This window comes from Asanoa sp. NPDC049475, from assembly GCF_040676915.1.
Lineage (GTDB): Bacteria > Actinomycetota > Actinomycetes > Mycobacteriales > Micromonosporaceae > Asanoa.
The window spans coordinates 822,417-838,057 of the sequence record NZ_JBFAPY010000004.1 but is presented as its reverse complement, the minus strand read 5'-3'; the positions used below and the strand labels follow the sequence as shown (position 1 = coordinate 838,057).

Genomic DNA, 15,641 nt, shown 5'->3' with positions numbered 1-15,641 from the left:
GAAGAATCGTGTGTCGCTGGATGGCCTTCTCCGGTTCGCCGCTGCTGATCGACGCACTGCTCTATCGGCCCAAGCACTCGCTGATCGACCAGAGCCAGCACGCGGAGCTCGGCGCGGAGACCACGAACGGGGACGGGTTCGGCATCGGTTGGTATCCGACCGACCCGGTGGCCAAGCAGACTCCCGCGATCTTCCACGGCGTCGGGCCGGCCTGGAGCGACCGCAACCTGCGTGACCTGGCCGAGCACATCCGCTCGCCGCTGTTCTTCGCGCACGTGCGGGCGTCGTCCGGCTCGCCGGTGCAGGAGACCAACTGCCATCCGTTCCGGCGCGAGCGGTGGCTCTGGATGCACAACGGCTCGATCCGGGACTTCGAACGGCTCAAGCGCGACCTGCTGCTGGAGGTGGACCCGCTGCTCTACCCGTTGATCGAGGGCAGCACGGACTCCGAGGCGATGTTCTACCTGGCCCTGACGTACGGGTTGCAGGAGGATCCGGTCGCGGCGGTGGAGCGGATGGTCGGCTTCGTCGAGTCGACCGCCGCCCGGCACGGCATCGCCGACCCGGTGCAGATGACCGTTGCCACCACCGAGGGAGAGCGGATCTGGGCGTTCCGCTACTCGTCCGCGCACCAGTCCCGCACGCTGTTCTACTCGCGGACCGTGGACGCGCTGCGGGCCGTGCATCCCGAGGTCGAGGCGCTGCGGCGGCTCTCGGACCAGGACCGGCTGGTGGTTTCGGAACCGCTGGGCGCGATGCCGGACGCGTTCCAGGAGGTACCGGAGTCGAGCTACAGCATCATCCACGAGGGACAGGACGAGATGTCGGCTTTCAACCCGCGCTGAGCTGGGTTCGCGTACTCACGAAATGGCCGCCGGATCCGTCATACGCTCGCGATCGTGGGGTGGAAAGAGCTCGCGACCGTTTTCCTGGCCCTGCACTTCGCCTTCATGGCGTACGTGCTGCTCGGCGGCTTCCTCGCGTGGAAGTGGCCGAAAGCGCTCTGGTTCCACCTGCCCGCGATCGGTTGGGGCATCGCGCTGATCGGCTTCGGGCTCAACTGCCCGCTCACGTACGCCCAGAACTGGGCGCTAGGGCACGCCGGTGAGCCGCCGCTGACCAGGGGGTTCGTCGACACCTACATCGAGGGAACCCTCTATCCCGAGCGGTACGTGCACGCCGCCCAGGCGATCTTGGCCTTGATCGTGCTGGTCTCGTACGTCGGCATCTTCGCGCTGTGGCGCCGCCGAAGGTCCCGCGCCGAGGCGGTCTCGATGCGCAGGGAACGGGTTTAGGGCAGATCCGCCACGGCCGCCGCGAAGGTGGTGCCGGTGGCGATCGCCGCGTTGACCAGGCTGGCCAGCTGGCCGGTCGTCGCTCCGTGCTCCAGGTCGGTGGTCACCTCGCCGGCCAGCAGCAGGAGGCCCTCGCCACCGTCGTGCACGTACGCCTTCGGCATCAGCTTGTCGTGGTTCCAGGCGTTGCAGAACTCGTAGGCCTCGACCAGCCGGTTGACCGGCAGGCGGCGCTCGGCCACCACCCGCACCTGGAGGATCTCCCGACGCTCGCCCAACCGCTCGAACTGGATGTACGCGCCGGGCCAGCGGCCGCCCACCAGCCCGTCGTCGTCGACCGTGTAGTAGTCACCGCGGGCGTCCAACACCTCGATGATGGCCTCGAGGGTCAGCGGGCCGAGGGGCGTGTCGTCGAGCTCGTCGAGCCGGACCGGGCCGCCGACGACCACGGGCAGCTCGGCCAGCCAGTCGCCGACCAGCCGGGACTGGTGGTCGGTGCCGTTGCGGGCGTCGAACCGGGTCGCCAGCGTCGCCGCCACGGCCGCGAGCACCGTGCCGAGCTCGCGCACCGTCAGGTCGGCGGCCGGCCGCTCGCCGTGGGCGGGCCGGTGCACGCGCCGGTCGCCCAGCCCTTCCGCGGTGGCCCGCCGGCAGACCAGCGTGCCGGCCGCCGCGAAGCGCATCGCCGACAGCTCGTCGTACGGGTCGTCCAGGTCGCCCACATGGGTTTCGAGCAGGTCGACGCCGCGGCCGGCCAGCCCGGCCAGCGCGCAGAACCGCAGGTGGTCGGCGAGCAGCGGGAACGACGACCGGTCCAGCCGATGCCCCCGGTACGCCCGCAGGTGTGCCGTCACCGCCTCGTCGACCCGGCCCAGGTGCAGGTACGGGATCATCACCGCGGCCAGTGCCCGCTCCGGCTGCTCGGGGCAGGCTGCCCCGGCCCGCAGCACCGGCTCGGCCGCGTCCACCGCCGCCTGCCAGTCACCCCAGGCCGCGTGCAGGAACGCCTGGTCGGCGGGGTAGCAGGACGGGCAGAAGCCCGCGTCGCCCGGCTGGCCGTCGGAGAACCATTCGCTGTCGCCCGCCTCGGGCAGCTCGGCCGTGCAGCGCGCCAGCCACTGTTCGGCGGCCGGCAGGTCGCCGAGGTGGTCGGCGATCTCCGCCCGCATCCGGTGGATCGCGAACAGCGGGCGCTGGTCCTCCCGGAACCGGCGCTCCAGGTCGTCGAGCAGTGCCTCGGCCTCGGCGCGCCCGACGCCCGGCGACGCGCGGAACGTGCCGACCGCCCAGAGGTGGTAGTAGCGCAGCAGGGCCAGTTCGGTGTCGGTGAAGAGCAGCGGCTCGCGGTCGGCGGCGGCGCGGCACCACGCGAACAGCCCCAGCACCCGGGCCGGCTCGGCGGCGTCCAGGCACGCGTCGATCAGGTCGAGCCGCGCCTCGAAGCCCAGGCGGACGTCACCGGCCCGGTCGGCGGAGGCCACGACGGCGTCGAGCTCGGCCACCTTGCCGGGGCCGGGCGGCAGGTCGCGGGCGCTTTCGAGGGCGTCGCTCACCAGGTCAGCCCTTCGAGCGAGTCGGCGAGCTGGCAGCCGCTGCTGATGCCGCAGGCCAGCAACTGGTCGAGCTGGTAGCTGGTGACGCCGTGCTCGAGGTCGGCCACCACCTCGCCGAGGACGCGTACGGTGCCGTCGTCGTTGACGTGCACGAACGCCTTCGGCCACAGCTTGTCCTGGTTCCAGCGGTTGCAGAAGTCGTAGAGCGGCAGCACGTCGTCGATCCCGAAGATCCGGCTGGCCAGCGTGCGGATCTGGAGGATCTCGCCGGACCGGCCGAGGCGGAAGAAGTAGATCAGGTTGTCGTCCCAGCGGCCGACGAGATCGCCGTCGGCATCCTGGGTGAACGCGTAACCGTGCCCGTCGAGGATGCCCGCGATCAGCTCGTTGGTCAGCGGAAGCAACGTTCCGCCCGGCGACTCCACGCGAGCGATAGTAGGCGGGTCGGGCGACCGGCAACCAGTGCCGCCCGGACGCGAAAGCCGAGGGATTGTCGCGGCGTGGCGCGCGCCGCGCGTGACCGGTGGGCCCTTACCGTGAGACCATGCCGGGCCGCGCGACGCAGACCAACCGGCGTCGCACCGCGACGTCGAGCCGGGCCAGCACGACCACCCGCGGCCGCACCACCAACACCAAGCCGACCACCAGAGCGCGCCCGACCTATCAGCGGCGCCGGCCCAACGGGGTCGGTGTGCTGGTCGGCCGGGCCGGCGGGGCGCTCTGGATGGGGCTCGCGCACAGCGTCGGCTGGATGGTCCGGGGTCTCGGCCGGCAGGCCGCCACGGCCCGCGAGCTCGACCCCGAGCACCGCCGCGACGGCGCCGGCCTGTTGCTGCTCGGCCTGGCCATCCTGACCAGCGTCGCCGTGTGGTTCTCCTCGGCCGGCCCCGTCGGCCAGCGGATCGAAGACGGCATGCGGCTGTTCATCGGCGCGATCGCCGTCGCGCTGCCGGTGCTGCTGCTGTTCTGGGCGGTCCGGCTGATGCGGCCGCTGGTCGAGCCCGAGCACCGCGGTCGCGGCCTGGTCGGCTGGGGCTCGGTGCTGGTCGCCGCCGCGGGCATCCTGCACATCAGCCAGTCGCCGATCGACACCGCGCAGCGCGACCACGCCGGCGGCCTGATCGGCGCCGCTGTCGGCTCCGCGCTCGAGCGCGCGTTCACCCAGTGGGTGGCCGTGCCCCTGTTGGTGCTGCTGCTGTTCTTCGGCGTGCTGGTGGTCACCGCGACCCCGATCAGCAAGGTGCCGGAGCGGCTCGGCCTGCTGGTCGCGGTGCTGCTCGGCAAGCCCCTGCCGGCGGAGGAGCTGTCCCCGGAGCCGTTCGACGACGACGAAGAGGAGCAGCCGCCCGCCCGGCGTCGTCCCGCCCGCCGCCGGCAGAGCACCAAGGTGCTCGGCCTCGGCGAGGACGAGCCGTTCGACGGTGACGACGAGGTCGTGCACGACACCGTGGCGCTGCCACGCACCAAGACGGCCAAGACACCGGCAGCGCGCAAACAGCCGCCGCAGCCGCCGGAGCACTCGCCGCTGCCGACCCGGGCCGAGCAGCTCGCGATCGACGCGGTCGAGGGCGCCTACCTGCTGCCCCCGGCCAACCTGCTGCGCGGCGGCAGCGCGCCGAAGACGCGCAGCAAGGCCAACGACGAGGTCATCGCGGCGCTGACCGGGGTGTTCGAGCAGTTCGACGTCGACGCGGCGGTGACCGGCTACACCCGCGGCCCGACGGTCACCCGCTACGAGGTGGAGCTCGGGCACGGCGTCAAGGTCGAGCGGATCACGCAGCTGTCGCGCAACATCGCGTACGCGGTGAAGTCGCCCGACGTGCGGATCCTCAGCCCGATCCCGGGCAAGAGCGCGGTCGGCGTGGAGATCCCCAACTCCGACCGGGAAGACGTGGCGCTCGGCGACGTGCTGCGCTCGCACGCGGCGACCTCCGACAACCACCCGATGCTCGTCGCGCTCGGCAAGGACATCGAGGGCGGCTACGTGGTGGCCAACCTCGCCAAGATGCCGCACATCCTGATCGCCGGCGCGACCGGCGCGGGCAAGTCGTCCTGCCTCAACTCGCTGCTGGTCTCGATCCTGAGCCGGGCCACCCCAGACGAGGTGCGGCTCGTGCTGATCGACCCGAAGCGCGTCGAGATGACGTCGTACGAGGGCATCCCGCACCTGGTCACGCCGATCATCACGAATCCCAAGAAGGCGGCGGACTCGCTGGACTGGGTCGTGCGCGAGATGGACATGCGCTATGACGACCTGGCTGCCGCCGGTGTACGCCACATCGACGACTACAACCGCAAGGTGCGGGCCGGGCAGATCAAGCCGCCGCCGGGCAGCGAGCGCGAGATCCGCCCCTACCCCTACCTGCTCGTGGTCGTCGACGAGCTCGCCGACCTGATGATGGTCGCGCCGCGCGACGTCGAGGACTCGGTCGTCCGCATCACCCAGCTCGCCCGGGCCGCCGGCATCCACCTGGTGCTGGCCACCCAGCGCCCGTCCGTCGACGTGGTGACCGGCCTGATCAAGGCCAACGTGCCGTCGCGGCTGGCGTTCGCCACCTCGTCGCTGGCCGACTCGCGGGTCATCCTCGACCAGCCCGGCGCGGAGAAGCTCATCGGCCGCGGCGACGGCCTGTTCCTGCCGATGGGCGCCTCGAAGCCCGTGCGGATCCAGGGCGCCTGGGTCAACGAGTCCGAGATCAACGACGTCGTCAACTTCTGCAAGAAGCAGCGCGAGCCGGAGTTCCGGCCCGACGTGCTGACCAAGGTCGAAGACCCGAAGAAGAAGATCGACGAGGACATCGGCGACGATCTCGACCTGCTGATCCAGGCGATCGAGCTGGTCGTCACCTCGCAGTTCGGCTCGACCTCGATGCTGCAGCGCAAGCTCCGGGTCGGCTTCGCCAAGGCAGGGCGGCTGATGGACCTGATGGAGACGCGCGGCATCGTCGGGCCGTCCGAGGGTTCGAAGGCGCGCGACGTGCTCGTCAAGCCTGATGAGCTGGAGGAGGCTCTGGCCGGTCTCCGCGTCGAATGAACCGGGCGACCAGCGACGCCGCCGACACGACGGCCCAGGTGCCCTCCAGCAGGAGGAACCCCCAGCTCTGCTGGGACAGCGCGATCACCGCCAGGATGGCGGAGCCGACGACGTTGAGCACCAGGTAGGGGACGGAGTGGGCGTCCAGCTTGCCGAGCTGTGACGCGGCGAAGCCCGCGAGGATGAGCAGCGAGCCGATGACTTCGACAATGTCGACAATATGCATGGTGTGGTGCGCTGCCGTCTTTGCTCGACCGGGTACGGAGCGCCACTCGTCCGGGGTTGACGCGGGGTGGCGTCACCGGTTCTAGACCTTAGCGGGGTTTATGCCCCCCGGTTGGTGGGATTGGTCACCGCGTGGTTGTTTGACCTCAACCAAGGTTCAACTCCGAGGATTGATGGCGTGCCATTGCTGTTGACCGATGCCGACGTCGCCGCCCGGCTCGACGCGGCCACCGCCGTCGCCGCGATGCGCGACGCGCTGGTCGCCGCGCACGAGGGCCGGCTGATCGCACCGCCCCGGGCCAGCGCCGTGCTCGAAGGCGGCCGCCTGGTGATGACCGCCGGCCACCTCGCCGACGAGTGGTACGGGTTCCGCTCCTACGACACCTTCGGGCACGCCGACGGAGAGCAGCTCGTGGTGCTGCACGACGCCCGCGACGGGCGGATCCGGGCGATCGCGGTAGGCGAGGAGATCGGGTCGCGGCGCACCGGTGCGCTCGGCGGCGCGGCCGTCGAGCTGCTGGCCCGGCCCGACGCCACCACGATCGGGGTGATCGGCTCCGGACGGCAGGCGTGGACGCAGCTCTGGGCCGCCGCCGCGGTGCGGCCGGTGCGGGCGGTGCGGGTGTTCAGCCGTTCTGGCGCCCGGCGGTCGGCGTTCGCGGCGCGGGTGCGGGCCGAGCTCGGCATCGCGGCCACGGCGGTCGACAGCGCGGCGGAGGCGGCGCGCGGCCAGGACGTGGTGATCGTGGCCACCACCAGCGAGCGGCCGGTGCTGGCGGCGGCCGACCTGGCACCGGGGACGCACGTCAACCTGGTCGGGTTCAAGCAGCACGGGCGGGCGGAGTTCGGCCCGGACGTGCCGGCCCGGGCCGCGCTGATCGCCACCGACTCACCGGCTCAGGCCGAGGCTTACGAGCCGCCGCTGTTGTGCCCGACGCGGGACCTGCGCTCGCTGGGTGCCGTGGCCGCCGGGCTGGAACCCGGGCGGAGCTCGGCGGAGGAGATCACCGTGTTCCTGTCCGTGGGACTGGCGGGCACCGAGGTGTTTCTGCTCGACCGGGTCGCAGCGCTGCTTAACGTCGGCTGATTCGCGCCCGGTACCCTCGTTAGGTGTCCGCTTCCTCCTCGACCGATGCCGCCCGTCGCCGGGTCGCGCTGCTGACCCTGGGCTGCGCCCGCAACGAGGTCGACTCCGAGGAGCTGGCCGCCCGCTTGCACGGCGGTGGCTGGGACGTCACCACCGACGGCGAGGGTGCCGACGTGGTTCTCGTCAACACCTGCGGCTTCGTCGAGAAGGCCAAGCACGACTCGATCCAGACGCTGCTCGCCGCCGCCGACACGGGCGCCAAGGTGGTCGCGGCCGGCTGCATGGCCGAGCGCTACGGCAAGGAGCTGGCCGACAGCCTGCCCGAGGCCGAGGCGATCCTGAGCTTCGACGACTACCCCGACATCGCCGCCCGGCTCGACGCGGTGCTGGCCGGCGAGACGATCAGCCCGCACATCCCGCGCGACCGGCGTGAGCTGCTGCCCCTGACCCCCGTCGAGCGCAGGGCCGCGGCCGTGGTGCAGCCCGGGCACGCGGTCGTCGACGAGCACACCCCGGCCCACCTGCGCACCGTGCTGCGGCGCCGGCTCGACACCGGTCCGGTCGCGTCGCTCAAGCTGGCCAGCGGCTGCGACCGGCGGTGCACCTTCTGCGCGATCCCCGCGTTCCGGGGTGCGTTCGTCTCGCGTACCCCCGACGAGCTGTTGGCCGAGGCCGAGTGGCTGGCCGGCACCGGGGTCCGCGAGCTGGTCCTGGTCAGCGAGAACTCGACGTCCTACGGCAAGGACCTGGGCGACCAGCGGGCGCTGGAGAAGCTGCTGCCGCAGCTCGCCGCGGTGTCCGGCATCGTCCGGGTGCGGGTGAGCTACCTCCAGCCCGCCGAGACCCGGCCCGGGCTGGTCGAGGCGATCGCCACCACGCCCGGCGTCGCGCCCTACTTCGACCTGTCGTTCCAGCACTCCAGCGAGCCGGTGCTGCGCCGGATGCGGCGGTTCGGCTCGACGGAGCGGTTCCTGGAGCTGCTCGCGTCGGCCCGCTCGCTGGCGCCCTCGCTGGGAGCGCGATCCAACTTCATCGTCGGCTTCCCAGGCGAGACCCGAGGCGACTTCGACGAGCTGGTGCGGTTCCTGACCGAGGCCCGCCTCGACGCGATCGGCATCTTCGACTACAGCGACGAGGACGGCACCGAGGCGGCCGGCTTCACCGACAAGGTCAAGAGCGCCACGATCAAGCGGCGGCTCGACAAGCTGAGCGCGCTGGCCGACGAGCTCTGCTCGCAGCGGGCCGAGGACCGCATCGGTGGCACGGTCGACGTGCTGGTCGACACCGTCGACGACGGTGTGGTCGAGGGACGCGGCGAGCACCAGGCACCCGAGGTCGACGGCTCGACCACCTTGGTCGCCCCCGACGACGGCTCGGTCGACCTGGCCGCGCTGCGGCCCGGCGACCTGGTCCGCGCCCGCGTGGTGTCGTCCGAGGGCGTCGACCTGGTCGCGGTCCCCGTCGAGATGCTGAGCGCGGCCTCCCCGGCGGTCCGCCGGTGACCGGGGCCTCCGACCCCGCACCGACGACCGTCGCACCCATCCTCAATGCCGCCAACGGCCTCACCCTGCTGCGCCTTCTGCTGGTGCCCGTCTTCGTGGCGCTGGTGGTCACCTCACAGCTCGAGCACGCCGGCTGGCGGATCGCGGCCTGCCTGACCTTCGCCTTCGCCTCCGCGACGGACCTGGTCGACGGCTGGATCGCCCGGCGGTACGCGCTGGTCACCCCGTTCGGCAAGGTCGCCGACCCGATCGCGGACAAGGCCCTGACCGGCGCGGCGCTGGTGCTGCTCTCGTTCTACGACGCGCTGCCGTGGTGGGTGACGGCACTCATCCTGGTACGCGAGTGGGGCATCACCCTGATGCGCTTCTGGGTGATCCGCTACGGCGTGATCGCGGCTAGCCGGGGCGGGAAGCTGAAGACGGCCCTCCAGATCCTGGCCATCGCCTGGTACCTGTGGCCCGTCCCGTCCGTCGTCCAGCCCGTCGGCCCCTGGATCATGGGCGCGGCCGTCGTGGTCACGGTCGTCACGGGCCTCGACTACGTCCTCCAGGCGATCCGCCTGCGCCGCTCGGCCCGCCGAGCGACACCGGTCTCCCCGGCGGCCAACTCCGCGGACTCGTCGGCCTGAGGGCGGGCAAGAATGGGTTGGTGACTACAGTTCCCGATCCCAGCCAAGCCGCGCCCGCCGTACACCTGTTGGTCGAACGGGGTGAGACCCTCGCCGTCGCGGAGTCGCTGACCGGCGGCCTGCTCGCCGCGACGATCGTCGAGGTGGCCGGGGTGAGCGCGGTGTTCCGGGGTGGGGTCGTGGTCTACGCGACCGAGCTCAAGGCGTCGCTCGTGGGCGTGCCGGAGCCGTTGCTGGCCTCCCAGGGCGCGGTCGACCCGGACGTCGCCCTGGCCCTCGCCAGCGGGGTCCGCCGGGTGTGCGGTGCCGACTGGGGTGTGGCCACGACCGGCGTCGCGGGGCCGGAACCGCAGGACGGGAAGCCGGTGGGTCTGGTCTATGTCGCGGTGGCGGGACCCGGCGGCCGCCAGGTCGACGAGTTGCGGCTCGAAGGGGGCCGGGCGGCGATCCGAGCGGGCGCGGTTTCCCATGCCCTGGAATCGCTGGTGACGGTGATGCGTTCGCCTGTGGCGAACAGTTCGGGCTCCTGACGGGTCCGCGTCTCGGCGAGTCGCGGACAAAAGGGATTTCTGACTCTTGGGGGTCCTCCCCTCACCCGGCGGGGCAGGATGTCGGGGAAGCGGAGAACGGGTACGGTTGCGGGAAGCCTTCGACGTAGGTCGGGGCGACGACGGAGGGGGAGGTGCGAATGGTCCTGCTACGTCGGGTGATCGGCGACGCATTGCGCGCACGCCGGCAGGGGCAGCATCGAACCCTGCGCGAGGTCTCCACGGCCGCCAATGTGAGCCTGGGCTACCTCTCCGAGATCGAGCGCGGCCAGAAAGAGGCCTCGAGCGAGCTCCTCTCGTCGATCTGCGACGCCCTCGACACCCAGCTGTCCCAGGTGCTCCGCGAGGCCAGCGACACGCTGGCGCTGGCCGAGCAGATGGAGGGCGTGCTGGTCGGGGTCGGCGGTGGCTCCGAAGAGAAGCCGCCGGAGCTCCAGCCCGCCCGCGTCGAGCCGCCCACGCCTGTGCTGGACCCGTCCAACGCGGCGACTCCCGAGCCGGCGGCACCTGCCGCGCTGGCCGGCGCCGCCCGGGCCAAGGCACCGGTGCAGCAGGTCGCGACCGACGGCAAGGTGTCCGTTTCGGTGCACCAGACGTCGCCGCTCAAGGCCACCCTGCGGGCCACCCGCAACACGCGTGGCCCGCGCGACCGCGACCGTGTCTTCGCCGCGTGAGTCCCATAGCCGCCGGTTCTCACCGCGCGTACTGTGATCAATAGCTGCCAAGGCAGTGACCGGCTGGCGTGCGCCTGAGACGATGGAACGAAGGTGCCGCGCCGCGGCGGTGGCGTGACGCCTGAGGACCCAAGCCTGCCGGTAGGCACGGACACGAGGGGATAACGCGGACATGGCGAACCCGTTCGTCAAGGGGTGGCGCTACCTGATGGCGCTGTTCGGCGCCAAGATCGACGAGTACGCCGACCCGAAGGTGCAGATCCAGCAGGCCGTCGAGGACGCGCAGCGCCAGCACCAGGCCCTGGTGCAGCAGGCCGCCGCCGTGATCGGCAACCAGCGTCAGCTGGAGATGAAGCTGTCCCGCCAGATGTCCGAGGTCGAGAAGCTCGGTTCGATGGCCCGCCAGTCGCTGGTGCTCGCCGACAAGGCCCGCGCCGAGGGCAACGAGCCCGAGGCGGGGAAATACGAGCAGACCGCCCAGCAGCTCGCGTCGCAGCTGGTCTCCGCCGAGCAGGGCATGGAAGACCTCAAGAGCCTGCACGACCAGGCGATCAACGCCGCCGGCCAGGCCCGCAAGGCCGTCGAGAACAACCAGATGATCCTCCAGCAGAAGCTCGCCGAGCGCACGAAGCTGCTCAGCCAGCTCGAGCAGGCGCGCATGCAGGAGACGGTCGCCCGCTCGCTGGAGTCGATGTCGTCGCTGACCGCGGCGCCGGGCAACACCCCGTCGTTCGACGAGGTACGCGAGCGCATCGAGCGCCGCTACGCCAACGCCATGGGCCGGGCCGAGCTGGCCTCCAACTCGGTCGAGGGCCGCATGCTCGAGGTGCAGCGCTCGACGCTCGACATGGCCGGTGCCGACCGGCTGGAGCAGATCCGGGCGAGCATGGCCGGCGAGAAGCTGGGCAGCGCGTCCGAACGCCCCGCGGTGGGTGGCGCGACCGAGGCCGCCGCCGACGCTCAGCAGGGCAACGGCGACAAGACGGCCGACGAGAAGGCCGACGTCGCCGGGATAGCGCGTCTCGACGAGCTGCGCGCGAGCATGTCCAAGGACAAGAACCCCGGCGGATCGAGCGCCGCCGGCTAAGACCTGGGGGACAGAAGTGGCCGACGCGCGGACCCGTTACTTCCGGCGACTACGCCGGTTGCGCAGCTCCGCCCGCCGCTGGAGCGTGGCCGGCGCCGGCCTGGCGGGCGCGGCCGCCGTCCTGACCCCCTACGCCGGCCTTGGCCTGCCCGACGCCGCCTGGGCGGCCGCCGCGGGCGGTTCGCTGGTCCTGGCCGGCTGGCGCTGGGCCGACCTGCGCCGCCTGTCGGCCCTCCCGGCCCCGCCGGCGCCGGACCCGGCCCTGGCCGCCGAACGCACCCGAGCCCGCTTCATCGCCGCCGTCGAGTCGGCGCCGGGAGGCCGTTCCGCATTGGCCGAGGTACGCCGCCAGAAGGGCCGCTTCGCGATGCGCGGCAGCACGGCGGCGGCAGGTTGGGACCGCCTGGACCGCGCCTCGACGACCCTGAGCAGCCTGGCGCCGCGCCTGACCGGCATGGGCGGCAGCGCGGTCCTGGAGGCCGCGGTAGCCGAGGACTCACTGCGCGACCTGGCCCACCGGGTCTCGGGCGTGGAGAAGGCGCTGCGGCTGGCCCCACCGGACGCGAAGCCAGGCCTGACCGAAGCCCACCGCGACCTGACCCAGCAGCTCGACGAAGGCGTAGCGGCCTACGAACGCCTGGTCGCGGCCGCAGCCGCCTACGTAGCGGAGGACGGCCGCCTAGGCACGACCCACCCGTCGGTCTCCCGCCTGACGGAAGCCTCAGACCTGCTACGCGGCGTCGCCTCGGGCCTGTCCGAGCTACGCACCACCACCCCAGACCCGATGCGCGCCGCTTCCTAGCTGGCCGGCTGGTCCTTCCGCCACTCGGAGAAGAAAACCCCCGCGAGCCCGGCAGCGACGCGGAGCGAGCGGTGCGCGCGGGAGCGTGCGGTCGTGCCCACCGCGGACGCGCGAAATCCTGCTTTTAAAGATCGTCGGGTTTGGGTTGGCAACGAGGGCACCAATAGGTCACCCGCTCGCCTTGCTCGGCCTTTTGGATCGCGGTGGCGCACCGGCGGCAGGGTTGGGCGCGGCGGCCGTAGACGTAGTTGGCGTCCCCCTTGCGCAGCGAGCCCGTGGTGGTCTGTGTCCAGCGCCCCCGGTTGCTGGCCAGCAGGCGTTGGGCGAGCGAGACCATGGCCGGCAGGTCCGCCACCGCCCGCACCGGGGTCCAGGGCCAGACCCCCCGCAGGAACAGCGTCTCCGCCTTGTAGAGGTTGCCGATCCCGGCCAGGTTGCGTTGGTCCAGCAGCGCCTCGGCGATCGCTGTGTCGGGATGCGCGGACAGGCGCTCCACCGCCTCCGCCGGGTCCCAGTCGGGGCCGAGCAGGTCCGGGCCGAGGTGGCCGACAAGCTCCGACTCGCGGGCCGTCGGCACCAGCGTCAGGTCGTGCAGGTGGTAGCCGACCGCGACCGCGTCCGCCGTGCGCAACACCACCCGGATCAGGTGGGCGGGTTTGGCCGCCCAGCGCTCGCCCGGCGCGTACGCCCGCCACGCCCCGTCCATCCGCAGGTGCGAGTGCAGCGTGCGGTCGGTGCCCGCCGGGTCGCGCAGGCGCAGCAGCAGGTGCTTGCCGCGCGCGGTGGACTCCAGCACCCGCCAGCCGGTGAGCTTCGTCGTGGCCAGCCGCGGGATCCGGAAGTCGGACGCCGTCAGCTCGCCGCCGCCGATCGCGCGCTGGAGCGTGCGGGCGGTGTTCCTGACCGTGTCACCTTCGGGCACCCTTCCATCGTGCCGCACCGGTGGGCGTCGGTCCTCCCGGCGTCAGGGCTCGACAGTGATCCGGAGCACGTCGCCGGGGCGCACGCCGAGGGCCACGTCGGCCGGTGCGCCGTTGGCGGCCACCGCGACCTGGCCCGCCGAGTCGACCAGCACCACGAGGGCGCCGGGTGCGGCGTCGGCGAAGGTCTCGCCGATCACGGCCGGCTGGTCGGCGACCCGCACGGTGCTCGCGGCCGGCAGGGCGTCGGCCTTGGCGGCCAGCTGGACGTTGCCGAACCGGTCGACCGAGAGCACCGCCGCCTCCAGCCAGCCGTCGCCGTGGGCCGTGGGCGGCTCCGCCAGGCGGACGAGGTCGGCCGGCTCGATCGCGGGGCCGGCGTCGGCCAGCGGCGCTCCGCCGGCGAGCCGCGCGGCTACCGGCGCGAAGATGTCGCGGCCGTGGAAGGTGCGGGTCACCACCGGCGCCAGCCAGGCGGGGTTGCGCAGGTCGACTGCCTCGGTGACCCCACCCAACGCGTCCGCCGCCCAGATCAACAGGCCGTTGTCCGGACCGACGAGCATTCCGCCGGGGGTACGCAGCGCGACCGGCCGCCGCGCCGTGCCCACGCCAGGGTCCACGACCGCCAGGTGTACGGAGGTCGGCAGGTCACCGACGGTCTGCGCGAGCACGACGGCGCCCCGGGCGACGTCACCGGGCGGCACGTCGTGGGTGATGTCGATGATCCGGGCGGCTGGCGTGATCTTCGCGATCGCGCCGTGGCAGGCGGCCACGAAGCCGTCGAACCGGCCGTAGTCCGTGGTGAAGCTGATCCACATTGGTCAGTGACCTTCGATCCTCAGCTCGAGGCGGATCTCGTCGCGGATGGGGATGCCGTTGTCGGCGACCGTCGGGATGCTCGGCTTCATCCGCCGGGCGCGGTCGACGGCGCCCTGGTCGACGCCGACGATGCGCATCCCACGCCGCTGATAGAACTGCAGTGCCCCGAGGTTGTCGTTGGTGGTGACGAGCCAGACCCGGCTCGACCCGGCCGCCCGGGCCTCGGCCACAACCGCGTCGAGCAGCGCCGTGCCGACGCCCGCCCCGCTGGTGGCGGCCGCGATGCTCACGATCTCGAGGGCGTCGCCGTCGACCCGCCAGGACAGCGCGCCCGCGAACTTGCCGTCGGAGTCGACGGCGACCAGGGCCGGCAGCGTACGCAGGTCGATCGCCTCGTCGTGCACCACCACGATCGGGCTGCCCCAGGTGCGCTGATGGAACTCGTCCAGCGCCTCCCGGTCGTCGCCGCTGAAGGACTGGCGGATCTGCCAGTCGGTCGAGGGAAGCATCGGGTTAGGTTGGCATACATGCGCTTGTGCATCTTCACCGAACCCCAATTCGGTGCCAGTTTCGCCGACCAGGTCAGGGCCGTTCGTACGACTGAGGACGCCGGTTTTGACGGCTATTTCCGCTCGGACCACTACGTCCACACCGACGGCGGCGAAGGGCTGCCCGGCCCGACCGACTCGTGGGTCACGCTGGGCGGCCTGGCCCTGGAGACCTCGAGGGTTCGGCTCGGCACCCTGGTCACCTCGGCCACCTTCCGCCACCCAGGCCCGCTGGCCATCAGCGTCGCGCAGGTCGACGAGATGAGCGGCGGCCGGATCGAGCTCGGCCTCGGAGCCGGGTGGCACCAGGCGGAGCACCAGGCCTACGCGATCCCGTTCCCGCCGGTCGGCGAGCGGTTCGACAGGTTGACGGAGCAGCTCGAGATCCTCACGTCGATGTGGGCGTTGCCGGTGGGTGAGCGGCTCAACTACGCGGGCAAGCACTACAGCATCGTCGACTCGCCCGCCCTGCCCAAGCCGACCCAGTCGCCCCGGCCACCGATCATCATCGGCGGCGCGGGTCCGAAGCGCACCCCGGCGCTGGCCGCGCGGTTCGCGGACGAGTTCAACGTGCCGTTCCGGTCGGCGGCCGAGGTGGCCAGGATCTACCGGCTGGTGGACGACGCCTGCGTCTTCGCCGGGCGCACCGATCTGCCGGTCAAGTCGGCCGCGGTGACCGTCGTGAGTGGACGCACGGATGCGGAGGTCCGGGCTCGCTGGGGCACCGACATCCTGGACACCGACTCGGGCGACGGCGCGGTCATCGGCACGCCGAACAAGATCGTGAACGACCTCGGCGCGTACGCGGAAGCCGGCGCGACCCGGCTGTTCCTGCAGATGCGCGACCTGCGCGACCTGGACCTGATCGAGCTGATCGCCGCGGAGATCGCCCCGCAGCTGACCTGACGCGTGTCGCCG

Annotated in this window: 17 protein-coding genes and 1 riboswitch; of the genes, 11 read left to right on the top strand and 6 right to left on the bottom strand. The window is 72.1% G+C overall.

What is annotated here, in order from left to right; genetic code table 11:
- Positions 1-8: 8 nt before the first annotated feature.
- Together AB0J88_RS19530 and AB0J88_RS19525 are read left to right on the top strand one after the other, a co-directional pair.
- Positions 9-845, top strand: coding sequence for a class II glutamine amidotransferase (locus AB0J88_RS19530; protein WP_364342321.1), 837 nt, complete (start codon positions 9-11; stop codon positions 843-845).
- A gap of 54 nt (positions 846-899) precedes the next feature.
- Positions 900-1,295 carry a DUF2784 domain-containing protein gene (locus AB0J88_RS19525; protein ID WP_364342324.1) on the top strand — a complete coding sequence of 132 codons (396 nt, stop codon included), beginning with the start codon at positions 900-902 and terminating at the stop codon, positions 1,293-1,295.
- Here AB0J88_RS19525 and AB0J88_RS19520 read toward each other — a convergent pair.
- On the bottom strand, positions 1,292-2,848 hold the full coding sequence (locus AB0J88_RS19520) for a YbjN domain-containing protein (RefSeq protein WP_364342327.1): 1,557 nt from the start codon (positions 2,846-2,848) through the stop codon (positions 1,292-1,294). The two genes, AB0J88_RS19525 and AB0J88_RS19520, sit on opposite strands and share 4 nt — an antisense overlap.
- Positions 2,845-3,273, bottom strand: coding sequence for a YbjN domain-containing protein (locus tag AB0J88_RS19515; protein ID WP_364342330.1), 429 nt, complete (start codon positions 3,271-3,273; stop codon positions 2,845-2,847). The genes AB0J88_RS19520 and AB0J88_RS19515 overlap by 4 nt, the downstream gene beginning before the upstream one ends.
- Before the next feature lie 119 nt (positions 3,274-3,392).
- Between AB0J88_RS19515 and AB0J88_RS19510 the strand changes: the two genes are divergently transcribed.
- The gene (locus AB0J88_RS19510) at positions 3,393-5,882 is read left to right on the top strand and encodes a DNA translocase FtsK 4TM domain-containing protein (protein WP_364342333.1); all 2,490 of its coding nucleotides are present in this window, start codon (positions 3,393-3,395) and stop codon (positions 5,880-5,882) included.
- Here the strand turns inward: AB0J88_RS19510 and AB0J88_RS19505 are convergent.
- The gene (locus AB0J88_RS19505) at positions 5,833-6,108 is read right to left on the bottom strand and encodes a hypothetical protein (RefSeq protein WP_364342336.1); all 276 of its coding nucleotides are present in this window, start codon (positions 6,106-6,108) and stop codon (positions 5,833-5,835) included. The two genes, AB0J88_RS19510 and AB0J88_RS19505, sit on opposite strands and share 50 nt — an antisense overlap.
- A 7-nt stretch (positions 6,109-6,115) precedes the next feature.
- Positions 6,116-6,187, bottom strand: a riboswitch (guanidine-III (ykkC-III) riboswitch).
- Positions 6,188-6,285: 98 nt separating this feature from the next.
- Between AB0J88_RS19505 and AB0J88_RS19500 the strand changes: the two genes are divergently transcribed.
- From AB0J88_RS19500 to AB0J88_RS19470, 7 genes are all read left to right on the top strand, one after another.
- Positions 6,286-7,194, top strand: a complete 909-nt coding sequence (locus tag AB0J88_RS19500) for an ornithine cyclodeaminase family protein (protein WP_364342339.1) — start codon at positions 6,286-6,288, stop codon at positions 7,192-7,194.
- A 23-nt stretch (positions 7,195-7,217) separates the two neighbouring features.
- Positions 7,218-8,696, top strand: a complete 1,479-nt coding sequence (gene rimO, locus AB0J88_RS19495; protein WP_364342342.1) for a 30S ribosomal protein S12 methylthiotransferase RimO — start codon at positions 7,218-7,220, stop codon at positions 8,694-8,696.
- Complete coding sequence (gene pgsA, locus AB0J88_RS19490) at positions 8,693-9,325, top strand: CDP-diacylglycerol--glycerol-3-phosphate 3-phosphatidyltransferase (RefSeq protein WP_364342345.1); 633 nt, start codon at positions 8,693-8,695, stop codon at positions 9,323-9,325. Before rimO ends, pgsA begins: the two co-directional genes overlap by 4 nt.
- A gap of 20 nt (positions 9,326-9,345) precedes the next feature.
- Positions 9,346-9,855: a CinA family protein gene (locus tag AB0J88_RS19485; protein ID WP_364342348.1), complete on the top strand. Its 510-nt coding sequence runs from the start codon at positions 9,346-9,348 to the stop codon at positions 9,853-9,855.
- Between the two features lie 158 nt (positions 9,856-10,013).
- Positions 10,014-10,547 carry a helix-turn-helix transcriptional regulator gene (locus AB0J88_RS19480; RefSeq protein ID WP_364342351.1) on the top strand — a complete coding sequence of 178 codons (534 nt, stop codon included), beginning with the start codon at positions 10,014-10,016 and terminating at the stop codon, positions 10,545-10,547.
- A gap of 172 nt (positions 10,548-10,719) precedes the next feature.
- Positions 10,720-11,634: a PspA/IM30 family protein gene (locus AB0J88_RS19475; RefSeq protein WP_364342354.1), complete on the top strand. Its 915-nt coding sequence runs from the start codon at positions 10,720-10,722 to the stop codon at positions 11,632-11,634.
- A gap of 16 nt (positions 11,635-11,650) precedes the next feature.
- The gene (locus AB0J88_RS19470; RefSeq protein WP_364342357.1) at positions 11,651-12,436 is read left to right on the top strand and encodes a hypothetical protein; all 786 of its coding nucleotides are present in this window, start codon (positions 11,651-11,653) and stop codon (positions 12,434-12,436) included.
- A gap of 124 nt (positions 12,437-12,560) precedes the next feature.
- Here AB0J88_RS19470 and AB0J88_RS19465 read toward each other — a convergent pair whose 3' ends face one another.
- The 3 genes from AB0J88_RS19465 to AB0J88_RS19455 are packed head-to-tail and all read right to left on the bottom strand — an operon-like array spanning position 12,561 to position 14,684.
- Entirely contained in the window at positions 12,561-13,358 is a 798-nt protein-coding gene (locus AB0J88_RS19465; RefSeq protein ID WP_364342360.1) for a DNA-formamidopyrimidine glycosylase family protein, read from the bottom strand.
- 42 nt (positions 13,359-13,400) lie between these two features.
- Complete coding sequence (locus AB0J88_RS19460; protein WP_364342363.1) at positions 13,401-14,174, bottom strand: SAM-dependent chlorinase/fluorinase; 774 nt, start codon at positions 14,172-14,174, stop codon at positions 13,401-13,403.
- Positions 14,175-14,177: 3 nt separating this feature from the next.
- Complete coding sequence (locus tag AB0J88_RS19455) at positions 14,178-14,684, bottom strand: GNAT family N-acetyltransferase (protein WP_364342366.1); 507 nt, start codon at positions 14,682-14,684, stop codon at positions 14,178-14,180.
- A gap of 18 nt (positions 14,685-14,702) precedes the next feature.
- Here AB0J88_RS19455 and AB0J88_RS19450 point away from each other — a divergent pair, with 18 nt between their 5' ends.
- Positions 14,703-15,629 carry an LLM class F420-dependent oxidoreductase gene (locus tag AB0J88_RS19450; protein ID WP_364342369.1) on the top strand — a complete coding sequence of 309 codons (927 nt, stop codon included), beginning with the start codon at positions 14,703-14,705 and terminating at the stop codon, positions 15,627-15,629.
- Positions 15,630-15,641 lie beyond the last annotated feature (12 nt).